The sequence below is a fragment of the Streptomyces sp. NPDC046881 genome, assembly GCF_040645015.1.
Taxonomy (GTDB): Bacteria; Actinomycetota; Actinomycetes; order Streptomycetales; family Streptomycetaceae; genus Streptomyces.
Genome location: NZ_JBEYXJ010000034.1, coordinates 57,984 through 71,893, shown reverse-complemented (window position 1 = coordinate 71,893; position 13,910 = coordinate 57,984). Strand labels below are relative to the sequence as shown.

At 74.7% G+C, this 13,910-nt stretch carries 14 protein-coding genes; 12 read left to right on the top strand and 2 right to left on the bottom strand.

The features are described from left to right. Nucleotides 1-44 precede the first annotated feature (44 nt). Complete coding sequence (locus ABZ923_RS18780) at nt 45-1,301, bottom strand: cytochrome P450 (RefSeq protein WP_361472659.1); 1,257 nt, start codon at nt 1,299-1,301, stop codon at nt 45-47. Next, nucleotides 1,301-2,551 carry an NAD(P)/FAD-dependent oxidoreductase gene (locus ABZ923_RS18775; RefSeq protein WP_361472656.1) on the bottom strand — a complete coding sequence of 417 codons (1,251 nt, stop codon included), beginning with the start codon at nt 2,549-2,551 and terminating at the stop codon, nt 1,301-1,303. The genes ABZ923_RS18780 and ABZ923_RS18775 overlap by 1 nt, the downstream gene beginning before the upstream one ends. 243 nt (nt 2,552-2,794) lie before the next feature. On the opposite strand from ABZ923_RS18775, the gene ABZ923_RS18770 reads away from it, so the two are divergent. From ABZ923_RS18770 to ABZ923_RS18715, 12 genes are read left to right on the top strand one after another with little or no spacing between them, the layout of a single operon-like run. Then, nucleotides 2,795-3,226 (top strand): SCP2 sterol-binding domain-containing protein, encoded by a 432-nt coding sequence (locus ABZ923_RS18770; RefSeq protein WP_361472653.1) that lies wholly within the window; start codon nt 2,795-2,797, stop codon nt 3,224-3,226. A 34-nt stretch (nt 3,227-3,260) separates the two neighbouring features. After that, entirely contained in the window at nt 3,261-4,190 is a 930-nt protein-coding gene (locus ABZ923_RS18765) for an LLM class F420-dependent oxidoreductase (RefSeq protein WP_361472650.1), read from the top strand. Between the two features lie 44 nt (nt 4,191-4,234). Next, entirely contained in the window at nt 4,235-4,507 is a 273-nt protein-coding gene (locus tag ABZ923_RS18760; RefSeq protein ID WP_361472647.1) for an acyl carrier protein, read from the top strand. Between the two features lie 5 nt (nt 4,508-4,512). Continuing rightward, nucleotides 4,513-5,787 (top strand): beta-ketoacyl-[acyl-carrier-protein] synthase family protein, encoded by a 1,275-nt coding sequence (locus tag ABZ923_RS18755; protein WP_361472644.1) that lies wholly within the window; start codon nt 4,513-4,515, stop codon nt 5,785-5,787. Continuing rightward, nucleotides 5,784-6,920, top strand: coding sequence for a beta-ketoacyl synthase N-terminal-like domain-containing protein (locus tag ABZ923_RS18750; protein ID WP_361472641.1), 1,137 nt, complete (start codon nt 5,784-5,786; stop codon nt 6,918-6,920). The genes ABZ923_RS18755 and ABZ923_RS18750 overlap by 4 nt, the downstream gene beginning before the upstream one ends. Then, entirely contained in the window at nt 6,921-7,949 is a 1,029-nt protein-coding gene (locus ABZ923_RS18745) for a beta-ketoacyl synthase N-terminal-like domain-containing protein (RefSeq protein ID WP_361472639.1), read from the top strand. Further along, entirely contained in the window at nt 7,946-8,716 is a 771-nt protein-coding gene (locus tag ABZ923_RS18740) for an alpha/beta hydrolase (protein WP_361472636.1), read from the top strand. The genes ABZ923_RS18745 and ABZ923_RS18740 overlap by 4 nt, the downstream gene beginning before the upstream one ends. Before the next feature lie 5 nt (nt 8,717-8,721). Then, nucleotides 8,722-9,708, top strand: coding sequence for a hypothetical protein (locus ABZ923_RS18735; RefSeq protein ID WP_361472668.1), 987 nt, complete (start codon nt 8,722-8,724; stop codon nt 9,706-9,708). Then, complete coding sequence (locus ABZ923_RS18730) at nt 9,708-10,892, top strand: beta-ketoacyl synthase N-terminal-like domain-containing protein (protein WP_361472633.1); 1,185 nt, start codon at nt 9,708-9,710, stop codon at nt 10,890-10,892. Before ABZ923_RS18735 ends, ABZ923_RS18730 begins: the two co-directional genes overlap by 1 nt. Continuing rightward, nucleotides 10,886-11,890 carry a beta-ketoacyl synthase N-terminal-like domain-containing protein gene (locus ABZ923_RS18725; RefSeq protein ID WP_361472631.1) on the top strand — a complete coding sequence of 335 codons (1,005 nt, stop codon included), beginning with the start codon at nt 10,886-10,888 and terminating at the stop codon, nt 11,888-11,890. The genes ABZ923_RS18730 and ABZ923_RS18725 overlap by 7 nt, the downstream gene beginning before the upstream one ends. Further along, nucleotides 11,871-12,701 carry an SDR family oxidoreductase gene (locus ABZ923_RS18720; RefSeq protein WP_361472629.1) on the top strand — a complete coding sequence of 277 codons (831 nt, stop codon included), beginning with the start codon at nt 11,871-11,873 and terminating at the stop codon, nt 12,699-12,701. The genes ABZ923_RS18725 and ABZ923_RS18720 overlap by 20 nt, the downstream gene beginning before the upstream one ends. Further along, nucleotides 12,698-13,873, top strand: coding sequence for a beta-ketoacyl synthase N-terminal-like domain-containing protein (locus ABZ923_RS18715; RefSeq protein WP_361472626.1), 1,176 nt, complete (start codon nt 12,698-12,700; stop codon nt 13,871-13,873). Before ABZ923_RS18720 ends, ABZ923_RS18715 begins: the two co-directional genes overlap by 4 nt. The last annotated feature ends 37 nt before the right edge of the window (nt 13,874-13,910 follow it).

Here is a 13,910-nt window from a genome sequence, read left to right as displayed (position 1 = left end):
ACCGGGACCGGTCTCCCCCCTTCGGGCGTCCGTCCGCGCATTCCCTAGGCCGGCCGTACGGTCACCGGCAGGCGGGCGAGCCGGCGCTGCATGAACAGCGGGAGCCACTCGGGTGCGTCGACGGCGTCCGAGGCGATCCGCACCGGCCAGTGGGCCAGCGCCTCCAGCAGCAGGGTGCCCTGCTGCTTGGCGAGCGCGGCGCCCAGGCAGTAGTGCAGACCGTGGCCGAGCGCCAGGTGCCGTGCGCCGGGCCGGGTGATGTCGAAGCGGTCCGGGCCGTCGTAGACCGCCGGGTCCCGGTTGGCGGCACCGATGAAGGTCAGCACCCGTACCCCCGCGGGCAGGGTACGGCCGCCGATCTCCATCCGTTCGGTGGTCCACCGCCCGCCGCCCGCGGTCGCCAGTTGCAGCGGGCTCTCGTGGCGCAGCACCTCCTCGGTGGCCGCGGCGGCGAGGTCGGGGTGCGCGCGCAACAGGTCCAGCTGGGCCGGGTTGCGCAGGAAGGACAGGAAGGCGCTCGCGGTGAAGGCGACCAGGGTCTCGTGGCCGGAGATGAACACCAGTGCCGCGTTGGCGTGCAGTTCGCTGCGGCTGAGCGCGCCCTGCTGCTGGGCCCGGACCAGGGAGGAGAAGAGGTCCTCGCCCGGGTTCTCGGCCCGGACGCGGGCCAGATGGGCGAAGTAGTCGTCGAACGCCTCGTAGGCCGCCACCGCGCTGTCGATGGAGGCCGGCGCGGCGGGGATGTCGGCCGCCGGCGACATGGCCTGCCCCCAGTCGCGCAGCCTCGGCAGGTCCTCCCGGGGGATGCCCAGCAGGTCGCCGATGGCCTGGAGCGACACCGGGAAGGCCAGTTCGTCGACCACTTCCAGGAATCCCCGGTGCCGCGCGTCCGCCAGGATCCCGTCGGCCAGGGAGCGCGCGTCGGCCAGGACGCCGCCGAGGCGCGGCGAGGCGAACGGGCGCCGGGTGAGGTCGCGCAGCCGGGTGTGGTCGGGCGGGTCGGTGAACAGCAGGGTGCGGCTCATGGACCGCAGCGACTCGGGCACCACACTGGCCAGCAGGTCGGCCACCGGGTCGGGCGGTGCCAGGCGCATTCGGGGGTCGGCGAGCACGGCCGTGGCGTCCGCGTGGGTGCTGACCACGTAGGAGTCGAGGTAGTCCCAGTACACGGGCCCGCCCAGGGCCCGGATCCGGTCGTAGTGCGGGTACGGGTCGGCGCGGAAGGCGTCGTTGTAGGGGTCGAAGTCCTCCAGCGGGGGCACCTCGGCGGGCACGGTGTCCTCCGTCGGCTGGTACGTCATCAGGGTCCCTTCGTGCCGGTCGGTTCCGCCAGGGCGTCCGCGGGCAGCCGGCCGAGCATCGCCAGCAGGTTGTCGGGGGCGAAGAACTCCTCGGCGGGCACCGAGCCCGCGATCATCCCGAAGAACCGGTCGGCGTCCTCGCGGTGTTCGGCGACGACCCGGACCAGCTGACGGGTCATCGGGTCCAGGTCGAAGCCGGCCGCCTCGCAGGTGAACTCGTACATCAGCTCGGAGGCCGCGTCGCGGGCCCGCTGGTAACCGGCGAGCGCGCCCTGCCACTCCTCGTCGCCGGTCGCCGCCCGGTCGATCGCGTCGGCCAGCAGCTCCGCGTCGCGCCAGGCGTCGGAGATGCCCTGTCCGGTCAGCGGGTCCTTGTGGTAGGCGGCGTCGCCCACCAGGGCCCAGCCGGGGCCGTACGGCCTGCGGTAGAAGTTGGGCAGGTCGGCGGTGCCGCGGAAGCGGTCGACGCGCTGCGCGTCCGCCAGTTCGCGGGCGAGACCGGGCGCCGCCTCGGCGATCGCCTTGTGGTAGTGGCCCTCGATGTCGGTGCGGTAGGCCGGGTAGAACGCGTGCGGGCGGGCCGCCTGCACGAGGCAGAGGTCGTCGTGGGTTGGGATCACACCGATCTGCTTGTCCCCCACCAGGTACACCTCGTTCAGGTGGCGGCGGGCCGCCGGCAGACCACGCCAGTAGGCGTAGTACACGACGGTCAGCGGCGGCCGTTCGTGGTAGGTCCCGGCGCCGGTCTCCCGGGCCACCAGGGAGTTGCGGCCGTCGGCGCCCACCACCACGGCGGCGCGCGCCGTGTGCTCCCGGCCGCGGGAGTCGTACCGCACCCCCACCACGCGCCCGGTGTCGTCCCGGAGCAGGGAGCGCACGGTGCACCGCTCGCGCACCTCGGCCCCGGCCTCCCGGGCCGCGGCCACGAGCAGCGCGTCGAGCACGGTGCGGCGCGGGGCGAGCGCCATGGCCACACCCTCGTGCGGCGGGGCGAATCCGCGCACGGCCAGGTTGTCGCCGAACCGCCACACCGCCTCGGTGATCGGCGGGCAGCCGGTGGCCGCCAGCCGGTCCAGCAGACCCCAGCGGCGCAGCCGGGCCAGGCCGCTCGGCTGGACGTAGTGCGTCGAGACGGTGTCCCGGGGAAACGCCGCGCGGTCGAGGACCAGCACGCGGTGGCCCCTGCGAGCCAGCAGCATCGCCAGCGGCGATCCCGCGCAGCGGGCACCGACGACTATCACGTCGTACATATGACCTCCGCGGACAGGGCGGGGGCGGCCGGCGGGCGCCGGTACCCCGGAACAGCAAAGCCGGGCGGCCGGGGTCTTCAAAGACCAGGGGGAGGTGCCCACTCGGGCAGCGCCTTCGGCCCGGCGTCCCGGCCGCTCCCGACGGCGCCCGATCCACCGCCCTGACGGCCCTGTCGCCCGCCTGCCGCCGCCGGGCAGCCTGAGGGCCGTCCGACACCGGCTCGACGACACAGGAGCGTGGCGATGGCCCTGGACACCCGCAGGTTCGAGGAGATCAAGGAAGTGGCCGGGAGCCGCAAGGAGGAGGAGGTCTTCGACTTCGCCCGGCAGCAGACCGGTGGCGTCGCCGGGCTGCTCGACGACATCTTCGGGAACATGCCGGAGGCGTTCCGGGCCGACCGGGCCAAGGGGCAGGAAGCCGCCTTCCAGTACCTGATCAGCACGCCCGACGACGTCTTCCCGTACTTCGTCGAGATCGCGGGCGGCACCTGCCGGACCGGCCGGGGACGCGTGGAGTCCCCGAAGCTGACCACCACGGTGGGACTGCCGACCTTCCTGAAGCTGCTCACCGGCCGGCTCAACGGGATGCAGGCCTTCCTCGGCGGCAAGGTCAAGCTGTCCGGCAACACCCTCTACGCCGCCAAGTTCGAGCACTGGTTCGAGCGTCCCGCCTGATCCGACAGCGCCGCCACCGCCCTGGAGACCCCCCGTGAAGTTCGGTATCGCACTGCCCACCGTCGGTCCGCCGGGCCGCCGCCGCTACCTGCTCGACGTGGCGACCGCCGCCGACCGGCTGGGGTTCGACTCGGTCTGGGTCAGCAGCCACGTGGCCCTGCCGAGGACCCGCAGCAGCACCTGCCTGTACCCGCGGGCCAAGACCGCCAACGCCTACAACTGGGGCGTGGCCTGGCTGGAGCCGATCGCGGTGATGGGCGTGGTCGCCGGTGTCACCGAGCGGGTGCGCATCGGCACCCACGTGCTGGCGCTGCCCTACCGCAACCCCGTCATCCTGGCCTCCGAACTGGCCTCGCTCGACCAGCTGTCCCTGGGCCGTACCGTGCTCGGTGCCGGAATCGGCTGGATGGACGAGGAGTTCAGGACCGTCGGTGTCCCGCGCTCGCAGCGCGGGGCGCGCACCGACGAGGCCATCGAGGTGATGCGCACCCTGTGGGCGGCCCGGCACCCCACCTCCTTCCACGGCCGGTTCACCGACTTCGACGACATGTGGCTCGCCTCCCGGCCGCACAGCAGAACCGGGCCGCCCGTGTACGTCGGCGGCAACACCGACGCCGCCCTGCGCCGGGTGGCCCGGCTCGGTGACGGCTGGCTCGCGCACGAGTTGTACCCGGACGAGATCACGGCGGCCCGCGCCACCCTGGACCGGCTCGCCGCCGACGCGGGGCGGGACCCCGCCGCCGTCGAGATCACCGTGCGCCGCGCCCTGGTGCCGCCCTTCGAGGTCATGGACTTCATGTCCGACCGGCTCAGCATCACCGGCAGCGCCGACGAGGTCGTACGGGAGATCGACGCCTACCGGCGGGCCGGGGTGCAGCTGATGGTGCTCGATCTGTCCATGCGTCCCGCAGAGATCGTCGAAACCATGGAGTGGCTGGTCAAGGACGTCCTCGTCCGGCTGTGACCGTGTCCGCCGCTTCCCGCCCGCCCACCGACCCAGGAGAACAGATGACCACGTCGGACCACACCATCGCCGACCGTGCGGCGCGCAAGGCCAAGATCAAGGAGATCGTCTGCCGGATCCTGGAGATCGACCCCGCGCACCTCACCGACACCAGCCTGTTCAAGGAGGAGCACGACGCGGACTCGCTGCGGGCCATCGAGATCCTGGCGGCTCTTGAACGCGAGTTCGACATCACGATCGAGCAGGACGAACTCAGCCGGATGGTCAACCTCGACGGGGTGGAGTCGGTGGTGGACCGGGCGCTGCCGGCACGGTGAGCTCCGTGACGACCGGACGGCCGCCCGAGGACGGGCACGCGTCAGGACGAGTCGTGGTCACCGGGCTGGGCACGGTGACCAGCATCGGCATCGGGGTCGGGGAGTTCCTGGCGGGGCTGCGCGAGGGCCGCAACGGCGCCCGGCCCATCACCGCCTTCGACACCACGGGGTTCGCCCACGCCAACGGGTGCGAGGTGACCGGTTTTGAACCCGAGGCCTGGATCACCCATACGGCCCCCGAACGCCTGGGCCGGGCCGCGCAGTTCTCCACGGCGGCGGCGGTCATGGCGGCGCGCGACGCGGGCATGGGCCCGGCGGAGCTGCGCTCCCGCCGGTCCCTGGTCTGCATCGGCACCACCGACGGCGAGTCGGCCGACCTGGACCGCCTGGTGGCCGCCGAACTCGCCGACGGCCCCGAGCACCTGGACGCGACCGTGGCCGCCCGCGCCTCCGCCGGGCGGCTGTCCTCCGCGGTGGTCGCCGAACTCGGCCTGACCGACGTCGAGGCGACCACCCTGGCCACCGCCTGCGCGGCCGGCAACTACGCCATCGGCTACGGGTTCGACGCGCTGCGCGGCGGGGACGTGGACGTGGCACTGGTCGGCGGCGCGGACGCCATGTGCCGCAAGACGTTCACCGGCTTCTACCGGCTCGGCACCATCGCGCCCGAGGCGTGCCAGCCGTTCGACGTGGGCCGCAAGGGCATCCTGACCGGCGAGGGCGCGGGCGTGCTGCTGCTGGAGACCCTGGAGTCGGCGCTGGCCCGGGGTGCCCGCATCTACTGCGAGATCCTCGGCTACGGGCTCAACTGCGACGCCCACCACCCGGTCGCCCCCGACCGGCACAGCATCGCCCGCTGCATCGAGCTGGCGCACGCCCACGCCGGGGTCAAGCCGGAGGAGATCGACTTCATCTCGGCGCACGGCACCGGCACCCGGGCCAACGACGTCACCGAGGCCGCGGCGATCCGCCAGGTGTTCGGCGACCGGCCCCCGAGCACCATCTCCATCAAGGCGATGATCGGGCACACCATGGGCGCCGCCAGCTCCCTGGCCTCGGCGGCCTGTGCCCTGGCCATCGCCGAGGGGTTCATCCCGCCCACCATCAACCACGTCGAGACCGACCCGGAGTGCGGGCTCGACTGCGTCCCCAACGTGCCCCGCGAGGCGGAGCTGCGGGTCGTGCAGAACAACGCGCTCGCGTTCGGCGGCAACAACGCCGTGCTCATCTTCGGCAAGTACGCGCAGAACCGGCCCGCGCTCTCCGGGGAGGCCCGATGAGGGCGCTGATCACCGGCATGGGCGCGGTCAGCAGCGTCGGCGCCGACCGCGCCGCCACCTTCGAGGCGTTGTGCGCGGGCCGCACCGGGCTGGCGCCGCTGCGCGGCTTCGACCCGGCCAACTTCCGGGCACGCAACGCCTACGAGATCGACGACCGGCCCACGGCCGGCGCCGACCGCCCGCTGCGGCCCACGCGGTGGCTGGTGGACGCCGTGGCCGAGGCGCTGGCCGACGCCGGGATGAGCGAGGACCTCACTGGTGTGCCGGTGCTGATCGGCACCACCCTGCGCGAGCTGCGCTCGGTCGAGCTGAGCTGGTGCGACGGCATCTCCTTCGACCCGGCGGAGCTGCACTTCGGCACCGCGCTGCGGCGCCGCTTCCACGCCGACCGCACCTACACCGTCGCCAACGCCTGCGCCGCGTCGCTGTACGCGCTCGGCATGGCCGTGGACCTGCTCGACCTCGGCGAGGCGGACACCGTGGTGGTGGCCGGCGCCGACACGATCACCGAGAGCACCTACGGCATGCTCGACCGCGTCTACCCCAAGGCACCCGAGGCGGTGCGGCCGTTCGACCGCGGCCGGCGCGGCATGCTCCAGGGCGACGGCGCCGCGGCGGTCGTCCTGCACCGCAGCGCTCCGCCCGGGATCCGGCCGTACGCCCGGGTCAGGGGGGTCGGGGTCAACTGCGACGCCGGGCACCCCTCGGCGCCGGACGCACAGAGCATCGGCCGGGTCATGCACGACGCGCACGCGCGGGCGGGGGTGAAGCCGGCCGACATCGACCTGGTCATGCTGCACGGCACCGGCACCCCGCACAACGACCTCGCCGAGGCGCGGGCGCTGGCCGAGGTCTTCGCCGGCGTGGAGACGGCCCCCCGGATGACGGCGATCAAGTCGATGATCGGGCACACCGCCGGGGCCTCGGGGCTGCACAGCCTGATCACGGCGGTGCAGTCGCTCGGTTCCGGCCGGGTGCCGCCGACGCTCGGTCTCGACGATCCGATCGAGGAGATGGCCGGCTTCCGGCTGGGCGGGGAGCCGGCTCTCGACCCGGAGTTGTCCGTGGCCCAGGTGGACTCCTTCGGCTTCGGCGGCCTCAACGCCGTGGCCGTCGTGGAGAAGGTGGCGTAGATGCAGGCAGCGGAGGCGACGGTGGGCGGGGACGTCCTGATCAGCGGGCTGGGCACCGCGCTCGCCGGAGTGCCCGGGCCCGGCGCCCTGCTGGATCCGCCGGCCGGTGACGCCGGCGCGGACCCGGTGAGCGCCCTGCGCGGGCCGGGCCTGCGGTACAAGGACCGGGCCACCAAACTCGCGCTGTGCGCCGCACGGGACGCGCTCGCCGACGCCGGCCTGCTCGGACCCGACGGTGAACTCACCGTGGCCGGCGACGACTTCGGCGTGGTGGTCAGCAGCAACTGGGGCAACGTCGACACCGTCTGCGAGACCGCGGCCACCATCAGGACCAGCACGTACAAGGCCACCAGTCCCATGCTGCTGCCCAATACTGCCAGCAACGTCACCGCCTCGTGGGTCGCCATCACGCACGGCCTGCGCGGTGCCAACGTCACCCTGTCCAACGGGCCGACCTCCGGGCTGGACGCCGTGCACTGGGGCCGCGCGCTCATCGCTGCCGGACGGCTGCGCAGGGTGGTGGTCGTCGGGGTGGAACCGGTCAACGAGCCGGTGCGGCGGCTGCTCGGCGGCGCCGGGCCGCTGCTCGACGGGGCGGTCGCGCTGGTGGCCGAGGCCGCCGACGCCGTCGGGGCTCGCGGCGGCACCCCGCTCGCCCGCATCGGCGGCTACGCCCGCGCCGCGGACCTGCCCCGCGCCGTCGCCGCCGCACGCGACGGGGAGGACGCTCCGCCGGACGGCTGGTGGCTGCCGGAAGGCCCGCTGCCGCCCACCGCCCCGCACCCGGACGGCGCGCGTCCGGCCCGGGTGCCCGGGTACGACCTGAGCGCCCGGCACGGTCGCTGCTCGGGAGCGCTCGGGGTGTTCCAGTGCGTGGCCGCCACCGCCGAACTCCGCCGCGGACGCGGCCGGTCGATGCTCGCCACCGCGGGACACGGCCCCGGCGACGGCGGCCCCGGCGCGGACGACGCCGCGGCCGCACTCGTGCTGCACCGCGTCCCCGGACCGGACCGGGGAGGCGTGTCATGAGCGCCCTGCGGGTGACACTGCTGCACGGACTCGCGGGCAGCTCCCGGCTGTGGGAGCCCTGCCTGGCCGCGGCGCCCGAGGGGGTACGGATGACCGCGGCCGACATGGCGTGGCCCTGCGACGGGACCGCGGGGCCGGGCCTGCCGGGGGACCCGGCGCGGCTCGTCGGGCAGGTGGTGCGCAGCACCGGGGCCCAGGTCGTGGTGGCGCACTCGTTCGCCGCCAACGCCCTGCTCGAACACCTCGCGTCGCCGCACGCGGCGCCGCTGCGCGCGGCGGTGCTGGTGTCCCCGTTCTACCGGCCGCGCCGGCAGGACTTCGACTGGGACACGATCTCCTACTACCTCAACCGGTTCCACCTGATCCTGGAGGAGGGACTGCAGGTGTCGTCGGCCGGCCGGCTCGCACCGGCGGCCCGGCACGCGATGGCCCTGCGCGTGCGGGAGGTGATCGGCCCGTACGGCTGGATGGACTTCTTCGGCGCCTACCTGCGCACCCCCGCACTGCCGCTGCACCGCGTCCGGCCGCCCGTGCTGATCGTGGCCGGCCAGGACGACCGTGCCGCTCCCCCGTCCGACGCCCGGCAGCTGGCCCGCGCCCTGCCCGCCGCCCGGCTGGAGGTGTTCCCGTCGTGCGGGCACTTCCCGATGGCCGAGCAGGCCGGGCCGTTCACCCGGGTCCTCGGCGACTTCCTCGCCGCGCTCCCCGCCCCGTCAGACCGCTGTGCCGGCGCGCTGCCGGCCGACATCCCGCTGGAGACGACGTGACCAAGATGCTCACCACCCGTTCACTGCCGGACTCCGTGGCGGCGCTGGAACAGCCCACGACCGTGCAACTGCGGCCACGCTACGAGGGCTCCAACATCTGTACGTGGATCGGCTTCAAGCACGTCAACTACCTGGTCGAGGAAGCCGTTCTGGAGCATCTGCGCCGCAGCGGCTGGCCCGCCGGGATGCTGTACGAGGACTTCGGGCTGTGCGTCGACATCGTGGGCATCGAGGCGGCCATCCTGTCCGCCACCCACATCGACGACGTCGTCACCGCGCGGGTCGTCGCCGAGGGACGGCCCGTCGACGGGGAGATCGCCCTGACCGTCGGACTGGAGATCCACGGGCCGGCGACCCCGGTCAAGACGGTCTCCGCGAAGGTCCGGGTGGCGCTGCGGCACGACCCGCGGGGCGGTGCGGCCGCCCCCGTGCCCCGGGTGCTGGAGCCGTTCACCGTCAAGGAGATCGACCGCGCCGCCTTCGTACGGGTTCCCGCCGCCTCCGCCCCGCCGGCCCGCGTCGCGGACGGGGACGAGCTGCTCGCCGCGCTGACCCGGGACTCCAACGCCTACGGCTGGAAGTGGCGCGTGCCCTACTTCTACTGCCACTTCACCGAGCGCCTGCAGATGTCCGGTTACCTGCGGCTGATGGAGGAGGCCGTCGACCTCTTCCTCGCCGACCGCGGCATCTCCATCAAGCGGCTGCTGGACGAGCAGAACTGGATCCCGGTGGTGCCCAAGAACTCCGTCACCATGCTCGCCGAGGCCCGCATGGAGGAGGACGTCTACACCGTCCTGACCGTCGAGGACGTCTTCAAGCGGCTGATCTACACCGCGCGGATGGACTGCTACGTCCTGCGCGACGGCGTCCCGGTGCACACCGCCGTCGGCCGGATCACCCACGGCTACGCGGTGATCGAGAACCGCCGGGACTGGAGCCTGGTGGAGTTCGACGACCGTATGATCCGGCGGCTCAACGGGCAGCGCGGCTGATGGATCCCGTCCTGGTCACCGGAGTCGGTGCCGTGACGTGCCACGGCGCCGGAGTGCCCGCGCTGCGGGATGCCCTGGCCCGCGCCCGGGCCAGGCAGCCGGACAAGGTGCCCGATCCGTGGGCCCGTATGGAGCTGCCCCTGATGTACCTGGTGCCGGAGCCGGCTCTCGGCGAGGACCCCGGCGACGGCCCGGGGCGCGCCGCCTCCTTCGCGGTCCGCGCGGCGCGCGAGGCCCTCGCCTGCGCCGGGCTGACCGCGGGGGCGCTGGGCGAGGCCCGTACCGCGGTGGTCCTGGGGACGTGCATGGGCGCCCTCGGTGACCGGGAACGGGCCGGTGAGCCGGATGCGCCGGCCGCGTCCCGGCAGGAGCGGCCCGACTTCGAGGTGGCCTCGCTGCTGGCCGCCGAACTCGGCGTCACCGGACCGGTGAGCAGCGCGAGCAACGCCTGCGCGGCCAGCGGCTTCGCACTCGCCACCGCGGCGGACATGATCCGCTGCGGCGAGGCCGACGTCGTCGTCGCCGGCGGGGCCGACGCCTACTCCCGGATCGCCCTCGCCAACTTCAACCGGCTCGGAGCGGTCGACGCCCAGGGCTGCCGGCCGTTCGCCGCCGAGCGGGCGGGAACGGTCTTCGGGGAGGGGGCCGGCATCGTGGTGCTGGAGTCGGCGGCCCACGCCCGGGCCCGCCGCGCCGTGCCGCTCGCGGAGATCGGCGAGTCCGGCTGGAGCTGCGACGCCGGGCACCCGACCGCACCGGAGGAGAGCGGCGAACAGATCGTGCGCGCCCTGCGGGACGCCTTGGACCGCGGCGCCGTGCAGCCCGACGCCATCGGCTGCGTGATCCCGCACGGCACCGGCACCCGCCTCAACGACCGGGTGGAGAGCGCCGCGCTGCACGAGGTGTTCGGGCCGCGCGCGGCCGTGCCCCCGCTGTACAGCCTCAAGGCGCTCGTCGGGCACACCGGCGGGGCCGCGGCCGGGCTCGCCGCCGTCGCCGCGACCCTGTTCATCGGCCGGGGCAGCGTACCGCCCAACGTGCCCGTCGGGGCGCCGGATCCCGGCTGCGACGTGCCGCTGCCTTCCGTCGAGACGGCGCTCACCGGCCCGGCCGTGCTGATCAACGCCTATGCCTTCGGCGGCAACAACATCTCCCTGCTGCTGCGGGAGGCGGTCGCATGCTGACCCCGCCGCACGGCACCCCGGACGTCGTGGTCACCGGTGTGGCCGCCGTCGTCCCGGGCCCCGGCGAGCCGTCCGGCGCCTGGTTCGACGCGGACGCCGAACTGGGCCCGCGCGGGCACAAGTACCTTCCCCCTGGGACCCGTTACCTGCTCGCCGCCGGCCGGCGCGCCCTGCGCTCGGCCACGACACCGGAGCGGGTGCCGCCCGAGCGGCGCGGTCTCGTCGTCGGCACCAACAACGGGCTCGCTCCGCTGTTCCGCGACATGGACCGCACCGTCGTGGGCACCGGTGCGGCTGCGCTGCGTCCCGCGCTCGCCCCGTACTTCGCGGTGAACGTGCTCGCCGCGAGACTCGCCGCCGAGCAGTCCTTCAAGGGTTTCAGCTGCACCCTGACCACGCCGGGTGTCGCCGGTGCCGAAGCCCTCCAGACGGCCGTACGGGCCCTGCTCCTGGGCCGGGCCGACCTGGTGACCGTCGTCGCCGTCGAGGACCGGGCGGTACCGGTGCGGGAAGCGGGGACCCCGGAGGAGGGCGCCGTGGCGCTGGTGCTGGAGCGGTGGGCGGCGGCCGAACGCCGGGGCGCCCCGGTGCGGGGCGCGGTGCGGGCCGCCTGTTCGTTCGTGCCGCCGGGCGCCGACGGCGGACTGCGTCCCGTCGTCGAGGAGCTGCTGGACGCGGTCGGGTCCGGGCCGTCCGCGCCCGTGCACCCCGTCCTCGACGCCTCGGACCGCGGCCGGGCCGTCGCCGCGCTGCTCGGCGCGCCCGCCGGGCGGTCCGCCGCCCGAGCCGGGTGCCTCGTCCCGCTGCTGGCCGCGGCGGAGCCGTTCACCGCCGGCGGCGGGCAGCGGGTCGTCGTCACGGCGACGGCTCCCGGGCACCTCGCCGCCGTCCATGTCCGCGCGGCCGGCCACCGGGGCGACCCGCTCGCCGCGGGACCCGTCACCGCCGAACCCCGGGACACCCCGTCAGGAGGCTTACGTGCGCAACCGACTGCGTGACCGCTGGTGCCTGGTGCTCGGCGCGTCGAGCGGCATGGGCCGGGCCACCGCGCTCGCCCTGGCCGAGCAGGGCGCTCATGTCGCCGGAGTGCACTTCGACCGGGCCGAGGGCGCCCGGGCGGCCAAGGAGCTGGAGTGCACGCTGCGCGCCCAGGGTGTGCGGGCCCACCTGTTCAACGTCAACGCGGCCTCCGACCGCGGGCGCGGCCGGCTGGTGCCCGCCCTCGCCGAACTCACCGGCGGGGAGCCGCTGCGCACCGTCCTGCACTCCCTGGCCTTCGGCAGCCTGGTGCCGTTCCTGCCCTCCGACGAGGCCAAGCAGGCCCTCACCCGGGCCCAGCTGGAGATGACCCTCGACGTGATGGCGCACAGCCTCGTCTACTGGACGCAGGACCTGCTCGCCGCCGGACTCGTCGCCGAGGGCACCCGCATCCTCGCGATGACCAGCGCCGGCACCCGGCAGGTGCTGCCGAGCTACGGCGCGGTCTCCGCGGCCAAGGCCGCCCTGGAGTCCCACGTGCGCCAGCTGGCCTGCGAACTCGCCCCGCACGGCGTCGCGGTCAACGCCCTGCGCGCGGGCGTCACCGTCACCCCCTCGCTGCTGCGGATCCCGGGGCACGAGGAGTTCGTCGGCGAGTCGGCGGCGGGCAACCCGCACGGTCGGCTCACCACCCCCGAGGACGTCGCGGAGGCCGTCGTCCTGCTGTCCAACGCCCCGTCCTCGTGGCTGACGGGCAACACGATCGGCGTGGACGGCGCGGAACTCGTCGCCGCCGGCGCCACCTGGAGCCGACGGGAGGCGACCCGATGACCACCCCCGTGCACCACACCGCGACCGGCGTCCGCGGAGCCCGCGCCACCACCGTGATCTCCGACTGGTCGGTGCTGTCCCCGTACGGCATCGGCGCCGGGCCCTTCACGGAGGGCGTCGCGGCCCGGCGCCCCGTCGTGCCGCGGCTCAACCGGGACGTGTGGCAGGCGCCGCCGGGCGATGCCTGCCTGGTGCCCGGCTTCGACGTGGTGGCCCTGCTCGGCAGCCGCGGCACCCGCACCATGGACCGGCTCACCGGCCTGACCGTCGCCACCCTCGGCACCCTCCTGGAACCCGACGGCAGCCGGCGCCGGCTCGACGAGCCGGAACACGTCGGCCTCGTCCTCGGCACCGGCTCCGGCAGCGTGCAGAGCACGATGGACTTCACCCGCGACGCGCTGACCGGGGCCCGGCCCTTCTACGTCGACCCCGCGCTGTTCCCCAACACCGTGATGAACCGGGCCGCCGGGCAGAGCGCCATCTGGTACGGCCTGAAGGGCCCCAACGCCACCCTGGCGGGCGGCCCGCTCACCGGGCTCCAGGCCCTGCGCTACGCCACCCGGCTCCGTGAACACGGCTACAGCCGGACGGTGCTGTGCGGCGCGGTCGAGGAGTTCTCCGAACAGCGGGCCTGGCTCGCCTGGCACACGCGCGGCGAGGAGCGCCGCAGCACCCCGCTCGCCGAGGCGTGTGCGATGTTCCTGCTGGAGGACGCCGGTACCGCGGTCGGCGCCGGGCGCACCCCGCGCGCCGACATCCTGGCCGTCCGCTTCGGCGCCGGCCCGCGCGGGCCGCGCGCGGCCCTGGACACGTGCGTGCGCGGTGCCCTGGAGGCGGCCGGCATCCACCCGCGCGAGGTCGCGTTCGCCGCGCCCTCGGGGCGTCTCACCCCGCCCCCCGGCACCTGCCCCATGGGCTTCGGGGGGCCGGCCGGGGGCGACGACGCGGACACCGTCGAGACCGCCGTGCTGGGCGACGTACTCGCCGGTGCCGACACCGAGTTCATCGGCGTGCGCGAGCTGTTCGGCGACGCGTCGGCGGCGTCGGCCGGTGTCCAGCTCGCCGCGGTGCTCGCCGCCGCGGCACACCGTCCCCGGCCCGGCGCCGCCGCCGTGGTGACGTCCGTCGACGACGACGGACTCGTCGCCTGCCTCGTCCTGCGGCTGCGCTGAGCCGGCCGCCCCCGTCCACCGCACCCTCCCCGACCCG

Bases quoted from the DNA above. Each gene is read 5' to 3' on its own strand.
- ABZ923_RS18780 (WP_361472659.1), bottom strand. From the start codon at position 1,301: ATGACGTACCAGCCGACGGAGGACACCGTGCCCGCCGAGGTGCCCCCG.
- ABZ923_RS18775 (WP_361472656.1), bottom strand. From the start codon at position 2,551: ATGTACGACGTGATAGTCGTCGGTGCCCGCTGCGCGGGATCGCCGCTG.
- ABZ923_RS18770 (WP_361472653.1), top strand. From the start codon at position 2,795: ATGGCCCTGGACACCCGCAGGTTCGAGGAGATCAAGGAAGTGGCCGGG.
- ABZ923_RS18760 (WP_361472647.1), top strand. From the start codon at position 4,235: ATGACCACGTCGGACCACACCATCGCCGACCGTGCGGCGCGCAAGGCC.
- ABZ923_RS18750 (WP_361472641.1), top strand. From the start codon at position 5,784: ATGAGGGCGCTGATCACCGGCATGGGCGCGGTCAGCAGCGTCGGCGCC.
- ABZ923_RS18745 (WP_361472639.1), top strand. From the start codon at position 6,921: ATGCAGGCAGCGGAGGCGACGGTGGGCGGGGACGTCCTGATCAGCGGG.
- ABZ923_RS18740 (WP_361472636.1), top strand. From the start codon at position 7,946: ATGAGCGCCCTGCGGGTGACACTGCTGCACGGACTCGCGGGCAGCTCC.
- ABZ923_RS18735 (WP_361472668.1), top strand. From the start codon at position 8,722: ATGCTCACCACCCGTTCACTGCCGGACTCCGTGGCGGCGCTGGAACAG.
- ABZ923_RS18730 (WP_361472633.1), top strand. From the start codon at position 9,708: ATGGATCCCGTCCTGGTCACCGGAGTCGGTGCCGTGACGTGCCACGGC.
- ABZ923_RS18725 (WP_361472631.1), top strand. From the start codon at position 10,886: ATGCTGACCCCGCCGCACGGCACCCCGGACGTCGTGGTCACCGGTGTG.
- ABZ923_RS18715 (WP_361472626.1), top strand. From the start codon at position 12,698: ATGACCACCCCCGTGCACCACACCGCGACCGGCGTCCGCGGAGCCCGC.